Here is a 15,587-nt window from a genome sequence, read left to right on the forward strand (position 1 = left end):
CGCAAACACAGCCTTGACGGAGGTTTCGCCTGATGACACCGTTGCCGCCGCTTGCACATCTGGGTCCGCGCATTTGTATCATGGGCCCCTCAAACAGCGGTAAATCTACCCTGGCCGTGGCGATTGCGGAAAAGCAGTCGCTGCCCGTTATTCATCTCGATCAGCTTTATCACCAGCCTAATACCGACTGGCAGCCCAGAGAGCACGCCGTGTTTTTACAGCTTCACCGCGAGGCAATCAGTGCAGAACGCTGGGTTATCGAAGGCAATTATACGCGCTGCCTGCCCGAAAGACTGGCGCGCGCAACAGGCTATATCCTGCTGGATCTCGCGATGCCTGTCAGTTTACTGCGTTATATCCGGCGCTGCTGTGCCACCACGCCGCGTGCCGGGGCGCTGCAAGGCAGCACCGATCACATCAATCTCGCCATGCTCAGGCATATCACCTGGGTGACGCCGGGCAATCGCCGTCGCTATCACCTCCTGTATCAGGGACTTAGCCTGCCCAGGTGCCGTCTGGTAGGTGCAAAAGCGATAAACCGCGCCTGGCAGGAGTGGTGCCTGACGCCCCGTCCTGCGACAGGGATCTTACCCGGCAAAACAGGCCGGTAGCCTTTCCTGCCTGTCTTTTGTATTGTCATGATCCTTACTGGCTCACTCCGGAATCGCAGAATGCACATCACGCTCGCGCAGGATGACCACATTCCCGCCCTGCAACAGATTTATGCTCACCATGTTATGCATGGCACGGGCAGTTTTGAACTGGATCCGCCTGATGAAGCCGAACTCGCCAGCCGGTTAGAAAAAATCCGTGCCGCCGGACTGCCCTGGTTTGTGGCCATCGAAGACGGCCAGGTTTGCGGTTACTGTTATCTGGGCTTTTATCGTCCGCGCCCGGCTTATCGTTTTACCCTGGAAGATTCCCTTTATATCCATCCGGCTTTTCAGGGGAAAGGTGTGGGTAAACGCCTGCTGGCGCACGCGATTGACTGGGCTGAAAGCAGGGGCTTTCGCCAGATGGTCGGGAATGTGGGCGACAGCGCCAACGTGGCCTCCATCGCTCTGCACCGATCGGCGGGCTTCACCGTGGCCGGTACGCTAACCTCCGTAGGCTACAAACACGGGCGCTGGCTGGACACGGTATTGATGCAGCGGACACTTGGCGCGGGCGACAGTATCCCGCCTGAAAACGGATAGCGCAGGATGCGTGCCAGGCGGGCCGCTGCCCAGGGCTCAGGCGGAAGCGCCCAGCTCGTGTGAGATCGCCTGGGCGGTCGCTACCACCTTCGCCATCAGGTTTTTTGCCCCAATCTGTTGCAGCTTGGCCGTCGGCAGCGAGACCGACACCGCATAGGGAACGCGCTGCTGAATATCAAATACCGGCGCGGCGATACAGGTCACGCCCAGCTCGTTCTCTTCGCGATCCATCGCGGTGCGCTGCTGCAGAATATCTCTCAGTTCCTGCTGCATCTCAGGCAAGGTAGTGATGGTGTTTTTTGTCAGTTGCTCAATGCTGTCCTGATGGCTTTGCCAGTAGTGCAGCAGGTACTCTTCACTGCCCCAGGCCAGAAAAATTTTGCCCATCGCCGAGCAATAGAGCGGCATATGCTGCCCGATGTAGGCGCGTGTGCGCATCATGCCGGTGGTGGGTTCCAGTTTATTGATCAATACAACATGATCGTCTTCACGGCTGGAAAAGTTAACCGTTTCGCCCACGTCCAGGTTGAGCTTTTCCAGATGCGGTCCGGCTACGTGGATGATATTGAGCGATGACAGCGCTTTCTGACCGACCGAAATAAATTTGGTCGTCAGGCGATAACTGCCAGGCGACGGGGCCTGGGTGACATAGCCACTGCTGTGCAGCCCCTGTAACAGGCGATGGACGGTGCTTTTATTCATGCCGGACAGCTCAGCGAGATGTGCCAGCGGGCAGCCGTTCGGGAAATTGCTCAGTAACTCAATTAACTGAAGGCCACGAAACAGACTCTGTGTTCCCAACGGCTTATCGTTTTTATTTTCCTTCGCTTTATCCACTTTACCCACCATCCGCCGATCCTCTCCGTTTCTGACTTCCTGAGCGCACTATCGCATGATGTTAACTCATGGCATAACAACTGGGAATCTTTCGCTTTTTTAGTGTGGCCTGGCGATCGCATTCCGCCTGGCAGGAATTGCGCTGTTCATCACAATTTCAAAACAATATTTTAACCCTATGTTTCTACTGAGGAAATAGTCGCCTCGCTTCTTTGCTTTTCCGCATTTTCAGGGATAGTATTTTTTGGAATAGTATTTCACATGTTGAAATCAGCAAGAGCGCGTCACCACGCTTGCTGCCACTACTCACCAGGCGTCACGGGAGGCTGGAATGCAAACTAACCCGGATAAACCGGTCCTGACACTAAGCCATATCACCAAACGTTTCGGGGGGAACCCTGCCGTCAATGACGTAAGCCTGGATGTCTTTCCGGGCGAAGTGGTCGCGCTGTTAGGTGAAAACGGTGCGGGTAAATCGACTCTGATTAAGGTACTGGCCGGCGTTTATACCAGCGACGAAGGCCAGATAACCTTTAATGGCAACCCCATCCCCTCAGCGGCCGCGCTAAAAACCGCCACCAGCCAGCCTGTCGCCTTTATTCATCAGGATCTGGGGCTGATCGAGTGGATGACGGTGGCGGAAAATATGGCGCTGATCATGGGCTTCAACCGTCGCCTGGGCCTGATTAACTGGCGGGCCGTGCGTGAACGGGCACGTTTAGCGCTGGAAGACGTCGGTATTCAGCTCGATCCCGATGCCCGCGTATTTGAACTGTCACGCACGGAAAAATCGCTGCTGGCCATTGCCCGCGCGGTAGCCGTCAACGCGCAAGTACTGGTACTGGACGAACCGACCGCCTCGTTACCCGCCAATGACGTACGGCATCTGTTTAGCGTGATAGAACGCCTGAAAAGTCGCAACGTCGGCATGATTTACGTGACTCACCGTCTGGATGAGGTGATTGAAATTGCCGATCGCATTTGTGTGATGCGGGACGGTAAACGCGTCGCAGAGGGCAACACGGCAGACTACAGGTTGCACGATCTGGTTGAAATGATTGTCGGCGAAGCGCTGGAAAGCAATCAGCGCCTTGTGCTGCCTGAGGGGCGTCCGCCCGTGCTGTCACTGAATCAGCTCTGCATCGATGAAGTGGGCCCGGTCTCGTTCAGTCTGCAACCCGGCGAAATGCTGGCGCTGGCCGGCCTGCGTGGTGCCGGTCAGGAAGAGATTGGCCGGATGCTGTTTGGCCTGAAACAGGCTACCCAGGGCCAGGTCATTTTTCGCGACAAGCCCTGCCATTCCCGATCGCCTCGCGAGGCTATGGCGGCAGGCATCTCGTTTGTGGCAGGCGATCGCACCGGTGAAAGTCTGGTTATGTCGATGAGCGTGCGTGAAAACCTGTTTCTCAACCCCTGCGCGAGCGGGCACCGGGTGATGTCCCATTATGGTCGCCGCGCGGAGGTAGGTGCCAGCTGGTGGAAAGTGCAGCTTTTCGACGTGCGCCCTAAAAACGTGGATCTGGATATCAGCGCCCTGTCCGGTGGCAACCAGCAAAAAGTGGTGATGGCCCGCTGGATGCACCTCAATGCCCCGTTGCTGATTCTTGAAGATCCCACTGCGGGCGTCGACGTGGGCGCGCGCGAAGAAATTTATCACCTGCTCAACAAAGCGCTGGCAGACGGCGTGGCAGTGCTGGTGATCTCGAATGACCTGGAGGAAATCGCGCATATCTGTAACCGCGCGCTGGTGTTTAACCGGGGCCAGGTAGTGGGTGAACTGAAAAACGAACAGGTCACTTTTGCTAATTTACTGGAGCTGGCCTCAGCCAGCTCTGCTGCCCCCTTCGCTACCGTCTGAAAAGGCAGTCAGGAGAAACGCTATGTCTAAAACCTCGGTGAAATCTACTGCACTTGAACAACGGGTCAGCCTTGCTCAGCATGGTTTTGCGCCATGGTCGATGCAGATCGTCACCCGCTACGGATTACTGTTGTTATGTGTGCTGCTGGCGTTACTGTTTTCGGTACTGTCCCCAACTTTCGCATCCCTGCTCACCGTGCAGGCCATTCTGTCCAGTAAGGCCAAAATCGCCCTGCTGGCGCTGGCCGCCACCTTGCCGATGATTGTGGGCAAAATCGACCTGAACGTCGGTTTCGGGATCGTGCTGTGGCACATCCTGGCCATTACGCTTCAGGTGGAATACGGTTTTTCCTGGCAGATGGCGGTGCTGACAGTGCTGGTCTTGTCGGCGCTGTATGGCCTGCTGAACGGCATTCTGGTGGCGCTGGCGGATATCGACAGCTTCGTCGCCACGCTCGGTTCCGGCACGGTGCTGTATGCCATTGCGTTGTGGCACTCCGGCGGTCGCCAAATTGTTGGTGACTTACCGGATGCCTTTAGTGCGCTGCACAGTACCGAAGTATTTGGCATTCCGATTGGTGCCTTCTATGTGCTGGGCCTGGCGCTGGTATTGTGGCTGATCACTGAGCACACGCCACTGGGAAGGTGCATGTATGCCGTGGGCGGTAACCCCGTCGCCGCGCGCCTCAACGGTATTGCCGTGAATAAATACGTGATCGGCGCGTTTATCGCCTCCAGTGTGATCACCGGCTTCAGCGGGGTGCTGATTGCGGCGGAACAGGGCGTCGGCCAGGCCAGCGTCGGGATGGATTACCTGCTGCCTGCGCTGGTCGGGGCTTTTCTGGGCAGTACCACCATTCGTCCGGGGCGGGTAAACGTCTGGGGCACCGTGGTCGGCATCGCTATCCTGGCTATCGGGATTGCCGGTATTCAGCAGTTTGGCGGCGCGTTCTGGGTGGAACCGCTGTTTAACGGTGCCACGTTGCTGCTGTCGATTACGCTGGCCGGCTACGCTCAGCGCCGCCGTATGTTGAATCAAAAAGCCGTCGTGCGTAGTCAGAGCACGCCGGCGACCACACCTGACTCACAGCAAAAAACCATCACACCAGGGAACTCATTATGAAAAATCCGGTATTTGGTCTTTCTCTCATCGCCATGCTGGTCGCCACCTTACCAGCCCATGCAGACAGCTATCTCGATCAGGCGACAGCGGCCGTGGCCAAAGCGACGGCCAGCGCCACGACCTGGGACGGTCCGACGACCGGGCCAAAGCTACAGCCTAAAAAGAAACTGATCTTTATCGCCTCGGATATGAAAAACGGCGGTGTGCAGGGCGTTCAGCAAGGCCTGAGCGAAGCGGCGAAAGTGGCTGGCTGGACGCTGGATACGCTGGACGGCGCAGGCTCTGTCAAAGATCAACTGGCGGCGCTGAATCAGGCGATTGCCCAGCGCCCTGACGGTATCGTTATCGGCGGCTGGAACCCAAACGTCGCCAAAATGCCGCTGAAAAAAGCCCTGCAGCAAAAAATCGTGCTGATGGCCTGGCACGCAGAGCCTCAGCCGGGCCCGATTAAGCAGTACGGGATCACCGATAACATTACGTCCGATTCTAATGAGGTTGCCCGTCTGGCGGCGCAGTACGCCATTGTGAAGTCAGGCGGCAAAGCGCAGGTGATTATCTTCACCGACTCGCTGTACAAAATCGCGCTGGATAAAGCCAATGCGATGAAGCAGGAAATTGAGAAGTGCAGCGAGTGTAAAGTCATCGACTTTATTGACACGCCGCTGGCCGATACCTCTAACCGTATGCCGTCGCTGACCTTTAGCCTGTTACAGAAGTACGGCGACCACTGGCAGTACTCGCTGGCGATTAATGACCTGTATTTTGACTTTATGGCACCCGCGCTGAAAACCGCAGGGAAAGGCGGCAAAAACGCACCGTATAACATCTCGGCAGGCGACGGCTCGGTGTCGGCCTTCCAGCGCATTCGCAATGGTGAAAGCCAGGTCGCGACCGTCGCTGAACCGCTAAAACTGCATGGCTGGCAACTGCTGGATGAGTTCAACCGCGCCTTCGCCGGACAGCCCCCGTCAGGCTATGTCACGCCTGCGCACCTGATTACACCGGAAAATATCAGCCGGGATGGCGGACCGCAGAACCACTACGATCCGGAAAACGGCTATCAGGACCATTACAAAGCCATCTGGGGCGTGAAGTAACGGAGGCCAGCATCATGCAGGTAGAAAAACTGTGCTCCCCTGCTACCTGGGCCGAAGGCCCAGTCTGGTTACCGGCGCTTGATGGGGTGGTATTTAGCGATGTCAAAGGCAACCGTATGTACTGCTGGCAGCGCAATGGCGAGCTGAGTATCTGGCGTCATCATTCTCACTATGCCAATGGCAATGCCCGCGACCATCAGGGACGCGTGGTCAGTTGCGAACACGGTCGCCGGGCTATCAGCCGGACAGAAACAGACGGTACGGTGAACGTGCTGGTGGATAAAGTCGAGGGCAAGCGGTTTAACTCGCCTAACGATCTGGCGATCCGCTCCGACGGCACCATCTGGTTTACCGATCCGCCTTACGGGATCGTCAGCGATCATGAGGGTTACCTGGCTCCCAGCCAGGTGATCGGCTGCTATCTCTACTGTTTTGATCCGGAAAGTGGGCAGCTCAGCATTGCCGCCAGCGATCTGCAGCGGCCAAACGGGCTGGCGTTCTCGCCTGATGAAAGCGTGCTGTACGTGGCGGACATGTCGGTGGTGGATTTCCCGACGCTCGGCCGCCATGAGTTGCGCACCTATAAAGTGGACGGTCGCACGTTGTCTGCAGGGCAATTTTTTGCCGATGTCTCACCCGGTTTCCCGGACGGATTTTGTGTGGATGCCAACGGCGATATTTACTGTAGCTGCGCTGACGGCGTGATTATTTTCGACAGCAGCGGAAACCGTAAAGGCAAAATCCCGATTCCTGAAACGGTATCCAACTGCACCTTTGGCGGACCGAATAATGATGAACTTTATATCACAGCCAACACTTCACTCTACCGGGTAACGCTACGCTAACGCCCCTGCACAGGCAGGGCGAAAAGCAGAGCAAATCAGGTCAGCTGTTTCTCAGCTGACCGGCCTGACTGTGGCCGGAATCGGGCAAAAAAGCCCAAGATCACAGAAGTCAGAATTAATTATATCCTGTTGATTTAAATGAAATAAATTTTGAGTCATTTCTTTGACTCGCTGCATTTTTCCCCATAGCATTTAGTTGAAATGACATTCCACATTATGAAATAAGACGCGGGGAGTATCAGTCAGATGAGAATCAGCTATCAGCAGTTGTATCAGGAGTTTCTTCGCGTACTCCTCAGCCGCAACGTGCCGCAGGCCAAAGCTGAGGCCTGCGCGCGCATGTTTACTGAAACCAGTCTTAACGGCGTCTATTCCCATGGCGTTAACCGCTTCCCGCGTTTTATTCAGCAACTGGATGCCGGCCACATTATTCCCGATGCGGATGCGCAAAAAGTCCTGTCGCTGGGTGCGATTGAGCAGTGGGATGCGCAACGCGCCATTGGCAATATCACCGCCCATAGCATGATGGAGCGCGCGATGGCGCTGGCCACGGAACACGGCATTGGGCTGGTGGCCTTACGCAATGCCAATCACTGGATGCGCGGTGGCAGCTATGGCTGGCAGGCGGCGGAAAAGGGCTTTGTCGGCATCTGCTGGACCAACTCCATTGCCGTAATGCCGCCCTGGGGCGCAAAAAGCTGCGCGATCGGCACCAATCCGCTGATTATCGCGGTACCGGGCGAGCCGGTTACGATGGTGGATATGTCCATGTCGATGTTCTCCTACGGCATGCTGGAAGTGAATCGCCTGGCGGGGAAAAGCCTGCCGGTCGATGGCGGCTTTGATGATGAGGGCAACTACACCCGCGATCCGGCCACGCTGGAAAAAAACCGCCGCATTTTACCAATGGGTTACTGGAAAGGCTCAGCGCTGTCTGTGGTGCTGGATATGCTGGCCACCCTGCTCTCTAACGGCGCCTCCGTGACTGAAGTCACTCACGACAACGGCGATGAATTTGGCATTTCTCAGGTGTTTATCGCCATCGACGTTGATCGGCTCATTCCGGGCGAAACCCGCCAGCAAAAACTCGATCGTATTCGCGCATCCATCACCGGTGCGGAACCGGCTGACAGCACACAGGCGATTCGCCTGCCGGGTGACAAATTCCCGCCACTGCGTGAAGAAAACGAACGCCTGGGTATTCCGGTTGATGAGCGCGTCTGGGCGCGCATTCAGGCGCTACAGGAGAAGGCATCATGATTACCGGACACCTTGCCAATACCGATCCCCGTCACTATCCCGCCGCGATTGCTCATGCTCTGGCCTACCTCGCCGGTCATGATCTGGCAAACATGGCCGCCGGCCGTTATCAGGACGAAGAAACCGGCTGGGTCGTACAGGTGTTAGATCTGCACACGGTTCCCGCCGCAGAGAATTACCCGGAGGCGCACCGCTATCACATCGACGTGCAGTATCTGGTGGCAGGCGAAGAAGTGATCGGCGTCGCCACACAACCACTGGATCTGGCGGTGCATCAGCCTTACGACAGCGAACGCGACATCGTTTTTTATCAACATGCCCCCGATGAAACCCTGGTACGGATGCTGCCCGGCACGTTCGCCGTATTTTTTCCTCAGGATATTCATCGTCCTAACTGCGCGGTCAGTCAGCCCGGTCCGATCCGCAAAGTCGTGGTGAAGATCCCCACGCGCGATCTGGTGTAAGGCAGGGAGGCACGATGAGCATCACCACAAGCGCTGTCAATCATGAAAAGGTCCCTGCACTGCGCTGGCTGCGGATCATTCCGCCGATTCTGATTACCTGCATCATTTCGTATATGGATCGGGTCAACATCGCCTTTGCGATGCCGGGCGGCATGGATGCTGAACTGGGCATCAGCGCCTCGATGGCCGGACTGGCAGGCGGCATTTTCTTCATTGGCTACCTGTTCCTGCAGGTGCCCGGCGGCAGGCTGGCCGTTTACGGCAATGGTAAACGCTTTATTGGCTGGTCGCTGCTGGCCTGGGCGGTGATTTCCATACTGACCGGCATGGCCACCAGTCAGTATCAGCTGCTGGCGCTGCGCTTTGCGCTGGGGATCGCCGAAGGCGGCATGTTACCGGTGGTGCTGACGATGATCGGCAACTGGTTCCCGGATGCGGAGCGCGGTCGTGCAAATGCCATCGTGATCATGTTTGTGCCGATCGCCGGGATCATCACGGCTCCGCTCTCAGGCTGGATCATTACCGGCTGGGACTGGCGCATGCTGTTCTACGTGGAAGGCGCGTTATCTCTGGTCGTGATGGCCCTGTGGCATTTCACGATCAGTAACCGCCCGCAGGAAGCGAGATGGATTTCGCCAGCCGAAAAACACTATCTCATCACCACGCTGCATAACGAACAGCTGATGATCAAAGGGCAGAACGTGCGCAACGCCTCGCTGATGCGCGTGATGCGCGAACCGGTTATGTGGCGGCTGATTCTGGTCAATTTCTTCTATCAGACCGGCATTTACGGCTACACGCTCTGGCTGCCCACCATCCTGAAAGGACTGACGCACGGTAATGTGGAGCAGGTGGGCTTTCTGGCCATTCTGCCCTACGTCGGGGCAATCGTCGGCATGTTTCTGTTTTCTGTTTTGTCGGACGCGACCGGACGGCGCAGGCTGTTCGTGGCGCTGCCGCTGGCCGGCTTTGCGCTGTGCATGGCGCTGTCGGTGTTACTGAAAGCGCATATCTGGTGGTCCTACGCGGCGCTGGTGGGCTGTGGCGTCTTTATCCAGTCTGCGGCGGGCGTGTTCTGGAGTATTCCGCCGCGCCTGTTTAATGCCGAGGTGGCTGGCGGCGCGCGCGGCCTGATCAACGCGCTGGGCAACCTGGGCGGCTTCTGCGGTCCCTACATGGTGGGCATTCTGATGGCGTTTTACAGCCGGGATGCCGGGGTTTACAGCCTTGCCATTTCACTGGCGATTGCCGCCCTGCTGGCGATGACGTTGCCCGCACGCTGCGATTCCCCTCAACAGGAGGCATTATGAAACGCTGGCTGGGACTGGACTGTGGCGGCACCTTTATTAAAGCCGGGCTGTACGATATACAGGGCCGCGAGCTGGCCGTCGCCCGGCAAAACCTGCCGGTTGTTGTACCGGAACCGGGTTATGCCGAACGCGATATGACGCTGCTGTGGCAACAGGCGGCAGCCGTCATCCGTGAGGTGCTGACCACCAGCGGCGAGGATGCGGCGTCGGTCGCCGGTATGGGCATTTCCGCACAGGGTAAGGGGCTGTTTCTGCTGGACAAACAGCACCGCCCGCTGGGCAACGGCATCCTCTCCTCCGACCGCCGCGCCCTGAGCCTTGTGCAACAGTGGCAACGGGAAGGCTTGCCGCAGAAACTCTATCCGCTGACCCGGCAAACGCTGTGGACCGGCCACCCGGTGTCGCTGCTGCGCTGGATCAAGCTGCATCAGCCACAGCGCTATGCGGCGATTGGCAGCGTCATGATGGCCCATGACTATCTGCGTTTCTGTCTGACCGGCGAGCGGGCATGCGAAGAAACCAATATCTCTGAGTCCAATCTGTATGACATGCAGGCAGCCGACTGGTCGCCTGCACTGGCAGAGATGTCAGGTATCCCGGAGATAATATCGGCACTGCCGCCGATTATCGGCCCGACGCAGATTGCGGGCTATGTCACCGCCGGGGCCGCTGCCGAATGCGGTCTGCTGCCCGGTACGCCCGTCGTGGGCGGCCTGTTCGATGTGATGTCAACAGCGCTGTGCGCGGGCCTGAATGATGCGACGCGCCTGAACGCGGTGATGGGAACCTGGTCAGTGACCAGCGGCATTACCAACCGCATCAGCGATGAAGCAGACTATCCCTACGTTTATGGTCGTTATGCCATTGAGGGTCAGTACCTTATCCATGAGGCCAGCCCGACGTCGGCGGCCAATCTGGAATGGTTTTGTGACCAGTGGGGCATTAAGGACTACAGCCAGCTTAATGCGTGGGTAGCAGCGCTGGCCCCCGCCAGCAGCAGAGTGCTGTTTCTGCCTTTCCTGTATGGCACCAATGCCGGCGCCGATCTGCACGGCAGCTTTTTTGGCCTGCAGGCAGGTCACACGCGCGCCCATCTGGTTCAGGCCATCTACGAAGGCGTGGTGTTCTCACATCTGACGCACCTCAACCGTATTCTGCAACGTTTTCCTCAGGTTACCGCCCTGCGTCTGAGCGGTGGGCCCACGCGCTCTGCGCCCTGGATGCAGATGTTCGCCGATGCCAGCGGCCTGACGGTTGAGGTTCCACAGATCAGTGAGAGCGGCTGTCTGGGCGCGGCGCTGGTGGCATTAACCGGTACCGGGGCTTATGCCTCACTCCAGGCGGCCCAGCAGGCCCTGGCCCCTGACATCGTGTGCTGGCAACCGGACAGCACGTGCTATGACCGCTACCAGCAAAAGTATCAGCGTTATCAACATCTGATTCGCGTCCTGCGCGACGCCCAGGGAGACCTGCCATGAGCCTGCCCTTACTCCAGCTGGCGCTGGATCACACCACGCTGGATGCCGCGCTCACTACCGCCCGGCAACTGCATCCGCATGTCGACATTATCGAAGCCGGTACGCTTTTGTGCCTGAGCTGCGGTGTTGAAGCCGTACGTCATCTGCGCCAGCAGCACCCGGAAAAAACGCTGGTCGCGGATTACAAAGTGGCGGATGCCGGCGGCGCCCTGGCGGAGATGGCTTTTGCGGCAGGGGCTAACTGGATGACGGTGATCTGTGCCGCGCCGCTGGCAACCTTTGCCAGCGCGCTGGCGGTGGCGCAGCAGTACCAGGGGGATATTCAGATCGAACTGTTTGGCAACTGGACGCTGGATGATGCCCGGCAGTGGCGAAAGCTGGGTCTGACCCAGGCTATTTATCACCGTGGACGGGACGCTCAGGCCCGCGGGCAACAGTGGAATCAGCACGATCTGGATACCATGAAAGCCTTATCAGACCTGGGTTTTGCCCTGTCCGTCACGGGCGGTATCACCCCAGATGACCTTTCTCAGTTTCGCGATATCGATGTGAAGGCGTTTATTGCCGGCCGCGCCCTGAGCGATGGCGAGAACGGCATTGCATGCGCCACCGCATTTCACCAGGCCATTGGCCGCCATTGGGGGACAGTATGAAACGCCTGCACCCGTTAGGGATTTACGAAAAAGCCCTGCCTGCGAATCTCACCTGGCCAGAACGTCTCGCGCTGGCCAAAGCCTGCGGGTTTGATTTTGTGGAAATGTCGGTCGATGAAACCGATGAACGGCTGGACCGGCTGAACTGGAGCAAAGAGCAGCGCCTGTCGCTGGTCAACGCGACCATCGAAACCGGCGTCACCATTCCTTCCCTGTGCCTGTCCGGCCATCGCCGCTTTCCCTTTGGCAGCCACGATCCGGCGATCCGCCAGCGCGCAGACGATCTGATCGATCAGGCCATCCAGCTGGCGAAAGATGTGGGGATCCGCACGATTCAGCTGGCGGGCTATGACGTCTACTACGAACCGCATGATGCAGGCACAGTCGCGCGGTTTGCCGAGGGCTTGTCACGCGCAGTGCAGCGCGCAGCAGCGGCGCAGGTGATGCTGGCGGTGGAGATCATGGATACCGAATTCATGAACGCCATCAGCAAGTGGAAAGCCTGGGAACAGCAGCAGGCTTCTCCGTGGTTTTCCGTTTATCCGGATGTAGGCAATCTCAGCGCCTGGGGCAATGACGTGACTGCCGAACTGACGCTGGGCATTGATCGCATCGCCGCCATTCATTTGAAAGATACCCAACCGGTCACCGCCCATTCGCCGGGGCAGTTCCGCGATGTGCCCTTTGGTGAAGGCTGCGTGGATTTCGTTGGCGTGTTTCGCACGCTCAAAACGCTGAATTATCGCGGATCGTTCCTGATTGAGATGTGGACCGAGAAAGCCGAGGAGCCGGTTGCCGAGATCGTACAGGCACGGCGCTGGATTGAACAGAAAATGCAGGAAGGAGGCTTACTATGAGCATTGCCATGATGAAAGAGCAGGTGCTGGCGGCAAACCTGGCGCTGCCGCGCCACCATCTGGTGACGTTTACCTGGGGCAACGTCAGCGCCGTTGATCGTGCGCAAGGGCTGATGGCGATTAAGCCCTCCGGCGTGGAATACGACGGCATGACGGTGGACGATATTGTGGTACTGGAACTGGCAAGCGGCCGCGTGGTGGCGGGCACGAAAAAGCCTTCATCGGACACGGCCACCCATCTGGCACTCTATCGGGCCTTTGAGGACATCGGCGGCATTGTGCACACGCATTCGCGTCATGCCACCATCTGGGCGCAGGCGGGCCAGGATCTGCCAGCCTGGGGCACCACGCACGCTGACTACTTCTATGGAGCCATTCCCTGCACCCGACTGATGACGGAGGCCGAAATTATTCACGATTACGAGCACAATACCGGCGAAGTGATTATCGAAACCTTCCGCTCACGCGGCATCAGCCCGACGACCATTCCCGCCGTGCTGGTTAATGCTCACGGGCCGTTTGCCTGGGGGAAAGACGCAGATAATGCCGTGCATAACGCAGTCGTGCTGGAGGAAATCGCCTATATGGGGATTTTTTCCCGCCAGCTGACGCCTGATATCACCCGAATGCAGCAGCCGTTACTGGATAAACACTTTCTCAGAAAGCATGGAGCAAACGCCTATTACGGCCAGTAATTCTCTTCTTTTTACTCAGCGGGAGCGGTGAAAAATGAAAACAGGGTTTTATCTGACGTCCCCGGCCGATCGGCATTACGGTGCGGCGCTGTGGGCAGGGTTTTGGGGCGGTAACGTCGCCAGTTTTGTCAAATGGGGCACGGAGAATCCGTTTCCGCCCAGAACGCCGGACAGAGCAATTCCCCCCGCGGAGATGCTCCAGGATATGGGAATCAACGTCAGCAACCTGGTCTATCACTATTCCGGTCATGTGGTGAACTGGGGCGTGGCCGGTGTTCATCACCTGTTCTCGATTTTCTTCGCCCTGCTCTACTGCGCCCTGGCCGAGATTATCCCGATCATTACGCTGGGTCAGGGCGTGGCGTTCGCCCTGATCATTACCGTGGCCTTTCACGCCGTGATCCTGCCCATAAACGGCTGGGCACCGCCCTTATGGCACCTGCCGCTGGCGGAAATTGCCTCGGAAACGCTGGGACATATTCTGTGGATGTGGACGATAGAAATCTTCCGGCGCGCCCTGGGTGGACACGTATCGCCGCGCCGCGCTGCATGAGTCTGTTGCGCACGTAAGTTATCAATTTTGGTTAAGAACCCTCTGAAATGCTGATGGCGCACTTTTCTCCTTGTGCGCCTAACAGCCTCGATTGCCGCGCTTTATTCAGCAAAAATACGCTATCGTTTTGAAATGTATTTTTCTGCCCGATAAACGGCGGTTGACCATTGTTAAGTCATTTTTACAATACGGCCTACGCTTAACCGTATCGGCTCGCCCGCGCGACTGCCGCTAATGAGTCAACCGACAGGCTGTAACATTCATGAAAATCGTCTCAATCCAGTATCTGCGCGGCCTTGCTGCGTTACTTGTGGTACTGGCGCACAACTCATCGCTGTTAGAGGGTCACTGGACCCGACACATTCCAGGCGCGCTGGGCGTGGACGTGTTCTTTATTATCAGCGGCTTCATCATGACCTTCATTACCCATCAGTTTAACGAAGCCCCGACCTCATTCATGGTGAAACGCTTTTTCCGCATCTGGCCGGTCTTCTTTGTCGTCTGGCTGTTGTCTTTCGCGGTGGTGTATCACGATCGCTCTCTTCACGATATGTCCTGTGCGCTCTATTTCTGTCTGCAGGATTACAGCAGCGCCGGACCGACGTTTGGATTCAGCGCGTTAGGGCCGCCCTGGACGCTGTCTTACGAGATCCTGTTTTACGCCGTTTTCACCGTAGCGATGTGCATCAACTACCGCTATCGCAGCTACCTTTGTGCACTAATTTTCATCGTCTCCAGTGTGGGATTTCAGCTTTACTACAACGGCAGTTTTGACTTTTCCTCACAGGTTTCGCCGCATCTGACGGTGACGCACTGGTGGCAGGCGTGGATTAAGTTAATCAGTAACACTATCTGTATGGAGTTCATCCTGGGGATGCTGCTGGCAGAATTGCTGGTGAAGCGTAAGCTACCGGAACTGGATAACAGAATGCGCCGACTGCTTCAGGCAGGGCTGGTGCTGGCGGTCATTACCGCCCTGATCACAGGACCTCAGCCCTTTGGCCTGCACGGCGGTTTCTGGCTGGCCGCCGCCATCATGATCATGACGGTGATGCTGAGCTACCGTGCCGACACCGGTCACAACCGTACGCTGATTTTCCTGGGGGATATCTCATATTCGCTGTATCTCATCCACTATCCGCTCATGGTACTGCTGATGAACAGCCTGGCAGATAAAGCCTGGACAGATAACCTTATGATTTTCGTACTGTCGGTCAGCGCCAGCGTGGCGCTGGCGTCGGTAATGTTTTTCTACATTGAAAAGCCCGCCATCAAAGCAGGTAAGCGCGTCGCCCGCTGGTTGTCTGCCCCGCTGACGCTGCATCGCAGTTCGTAATCCGGTAAACACAGTGGCCTGAACG

At 57.4% G+C, this 15,587-nt stretch carries 16 protein-coding genes; 15 read left to right on the forward strand and 1 reads right to left on the reverse strand.

Features of this window, described 5'->3' with window-relative positions; translation table 11 throughout:
* The first annotated feature begins 32 nt into the window (after positions 1 to 32).
* Positions 33 to 611, forward strand: a complete 579-nt coding sequence (locus tag C1N59_RS18855; protein WP_033739110.1) for a P-loop NTPase family protein — start codon at positions 33 to 35, stop codon at positions 609 to 611.
* Between the two features lie 60 nt (positions 612 to 671).
* Positions 672 to 1,196: a GNAT family N-acetyltransferase gene (locus C1N59_RS18860; protein ID WP_033739108.1), complete on the forward strand. Its 525-nt coding sequence runs from the start codon at positions 672 to 674 to the stop codon at positions 1,194 to 1,196.
* 36 nt (positions 1,197 to 1,232) lie between these two features.
* Here C1N59_RS18860 and C1N59_RS18865 read toward each other — a convergent pair whose 3' ends face one another.
* Positions 1,233 to 2,045: an IclR family transcriptional regulator gene (locus C1N59_RS18865; RefSeq protein ID WP_006121620.1), complete on the reverse strand. Its 813-nt coding sequence runs from the start codon at positions 2,043 to 2,045 to the stop codon at positions 1,233 to 1,235.
* 319 nt (positions 2,046 to 2,364) lie between these two features.
* Here C1N59_RS18865 and C1N59_RS18870 point away from each other — a divergent pair, with 319 nt between their 5' ends.
* From C1N59_RS18870 to C1N59_RS18930, 13 genes are all read left to right on the forward strand, one after another.
* Complete coding sequence (locus tag C1N59_RS18870) at positions 2,365 to 3,891, forward strand: sugar ABC transporter ATP-binding protein (RefSeq protein WP_006121621.1); 1,527 nt, start codon at positions 2,365 to 2,367, stop codon at positions 3,889 to 3,891.
* Between the two features lie 22 nt (positions 3,892 to 3,913).
* Entirely contained in the window at positions 3,914 to 5,014 is a 1,101-nt protein-coding gene (locus C1N59_RS18875) for an ABC transporter permease (RefSeq protein WP_394550077.1), read from the forward strand.
* Positions 5,011 to 6,111, forward strand: coding sequence for an ABC transporter substrate-binding protein (locus C1N59_RS18880; RefSeq protein WP_058702365.1), 1,101 nt, complete (start codon positions 5,011 to 5,013; stop codon positions 6,109 to 6,111). Before C1N59_RS18875 ends, C1N59_RS18880 begins: the two co-directional genes overlap by 4 nt.
* A 14-nt stretch (positions 6,112 to 6,125) precedes the next feature.
* Positions 6,126 to 6,956, forward strand: coding sequence for an SMP-30/gluconolactonase/LRE family protein (locus tag C1N59_RS18885; protein ID WP_006121624.1), 831 nt, complete (start codon positions 6,126 to 6,128; stop codon positions 6,954 to 6,956).
* A gap of 246 nt (positions 6,957 to 7,202) precedes the next feature.
* The gene (gene yiaK / locus C1N59_RS18890; RefSeq protein WP_033739101.1) at positions 7,203 to 8,216 is read left to right on the forward strand and encodes a 3-dehydro-L-gulonate 2-dehydrogenase; all 1,014 of its coding nucleotides are present in this window, start codon (positions 7,203 to 7,205) and stop codon (positions 8,214 to 8,216) included.
* Positions 8,213 to 8,680 (forward strand): YhcH/YjgK/YiaL family protein, encoded by a 468-nt coding sequence (locus tag C1N59_RS18895; RefSeq protein ID WP_054634626.1) that lies wholly within the window; start codon positions 8,213 to 8,215, stop codon positions 8,678 to 8,680. Before yiaK ends, C1N59_RS18895 begins: the two co-directional genes overlap by 4 nt.
* A gap of 14 nt (positions 8,681 to 8,694) precedes the next feature.
* Positions 8,695 to 9,990 (forward strand): MFS transporter, encoded by a 1,296-nt coding sequence (locus C1N59_RS18900; protein WP_006121627.1) that lies wholly within the window; start codon positions 8,695 to 8,697, stop codon positions 9,988 to 9,990.
* Positions 9,987 to 11,468 (forward strand): FGGY-family carbohydrate kinase, encoded by a 1,482-nt coding sequence (locus tag C1N59_RS18905; RefSeq protein WP_058702362.1) that lies wholly within the window; start codon positions 9,987 to 9,989, stop codon positions 11,466 to 11,468. Before C1N59_RS18900 ends, C1N59_RS18905 begins: the two co-directional genes overlap by 4 nt.
* Entirely contained in the window at positions 11,465 to 12,121 is a 657-nt protein-coding gene (gene ulaD, locus C1N59_RS18910) for a 3-keto-L-gulonate-6-phosphate decarboxylase UlaD (protein WP_394550078.1), read from the forward strand. The genes C1N59_RS18905 and ulaD overlap by 4 nt, the downstream gene beginning before the upstream one ends.
* Entirely contained in the window at positions 12,118 to 12,978 is an 861-nt protein-coding gene (locus tag C1N59_RS18915) for an L-ribulose-5-phosphate 3-epimerase (RefSeq protein WP_058702360.1), read from the forward strand. Before ulaD ends, C1N59_RS18915 begins: the two co-directional genes overlap by 4 nt.
* Positions 12,975 to 13,673 (forward strand): L-ribulose-5-phosphate 4-epimerase, encoded by a 699-nt coding sequence (araD, locus tag C1N59_RS18920; RefSeq protein WP_058702359.1) that lies wholly within the window; start codon positions 12,975 to 12,977, stop codon positions 13,671 to 13,673. The genes C1N59_RS18915 and araD overlap by 4 nt, the downstream gene beginning before the upstream one ends.
* 34 nt (positions 13,674 to 13,707) lie before the next feature.
* The gene (locus tag C1N59_RS18925; RefSeq protein WP_033739091.1) at positions 13,708 to 14,226 is read left to right on the forward strand and encodes a YagU family protein; all 519 of its coding nucleotides are present in this window, start codon (positions 13,708 to 13,710) and stop codon (positions 14,224 to 14,226) included.
* Positions 14,227 to 14,488: 262 nt separating this feature from the next.
* Positions 14,489 to 15,562 carry an acyltransferase family protein gene (locus tag C1N59_RS18930; protein ID WP_033739089.1) on the forward strand — a complete coding sequence of 358 codons (1,074 nt, stop codon included), beginning with the start codon at positions 14,489 to 14,491 and terminating at the stop codon, positions 15,560 to 15,562.
* Positions 15,563 to 15,587: the final 25 nt, after the last annotated feature.

It is taken from the genome of Pantoea sp. SGAir0183 (assembly GCF_043545505.1).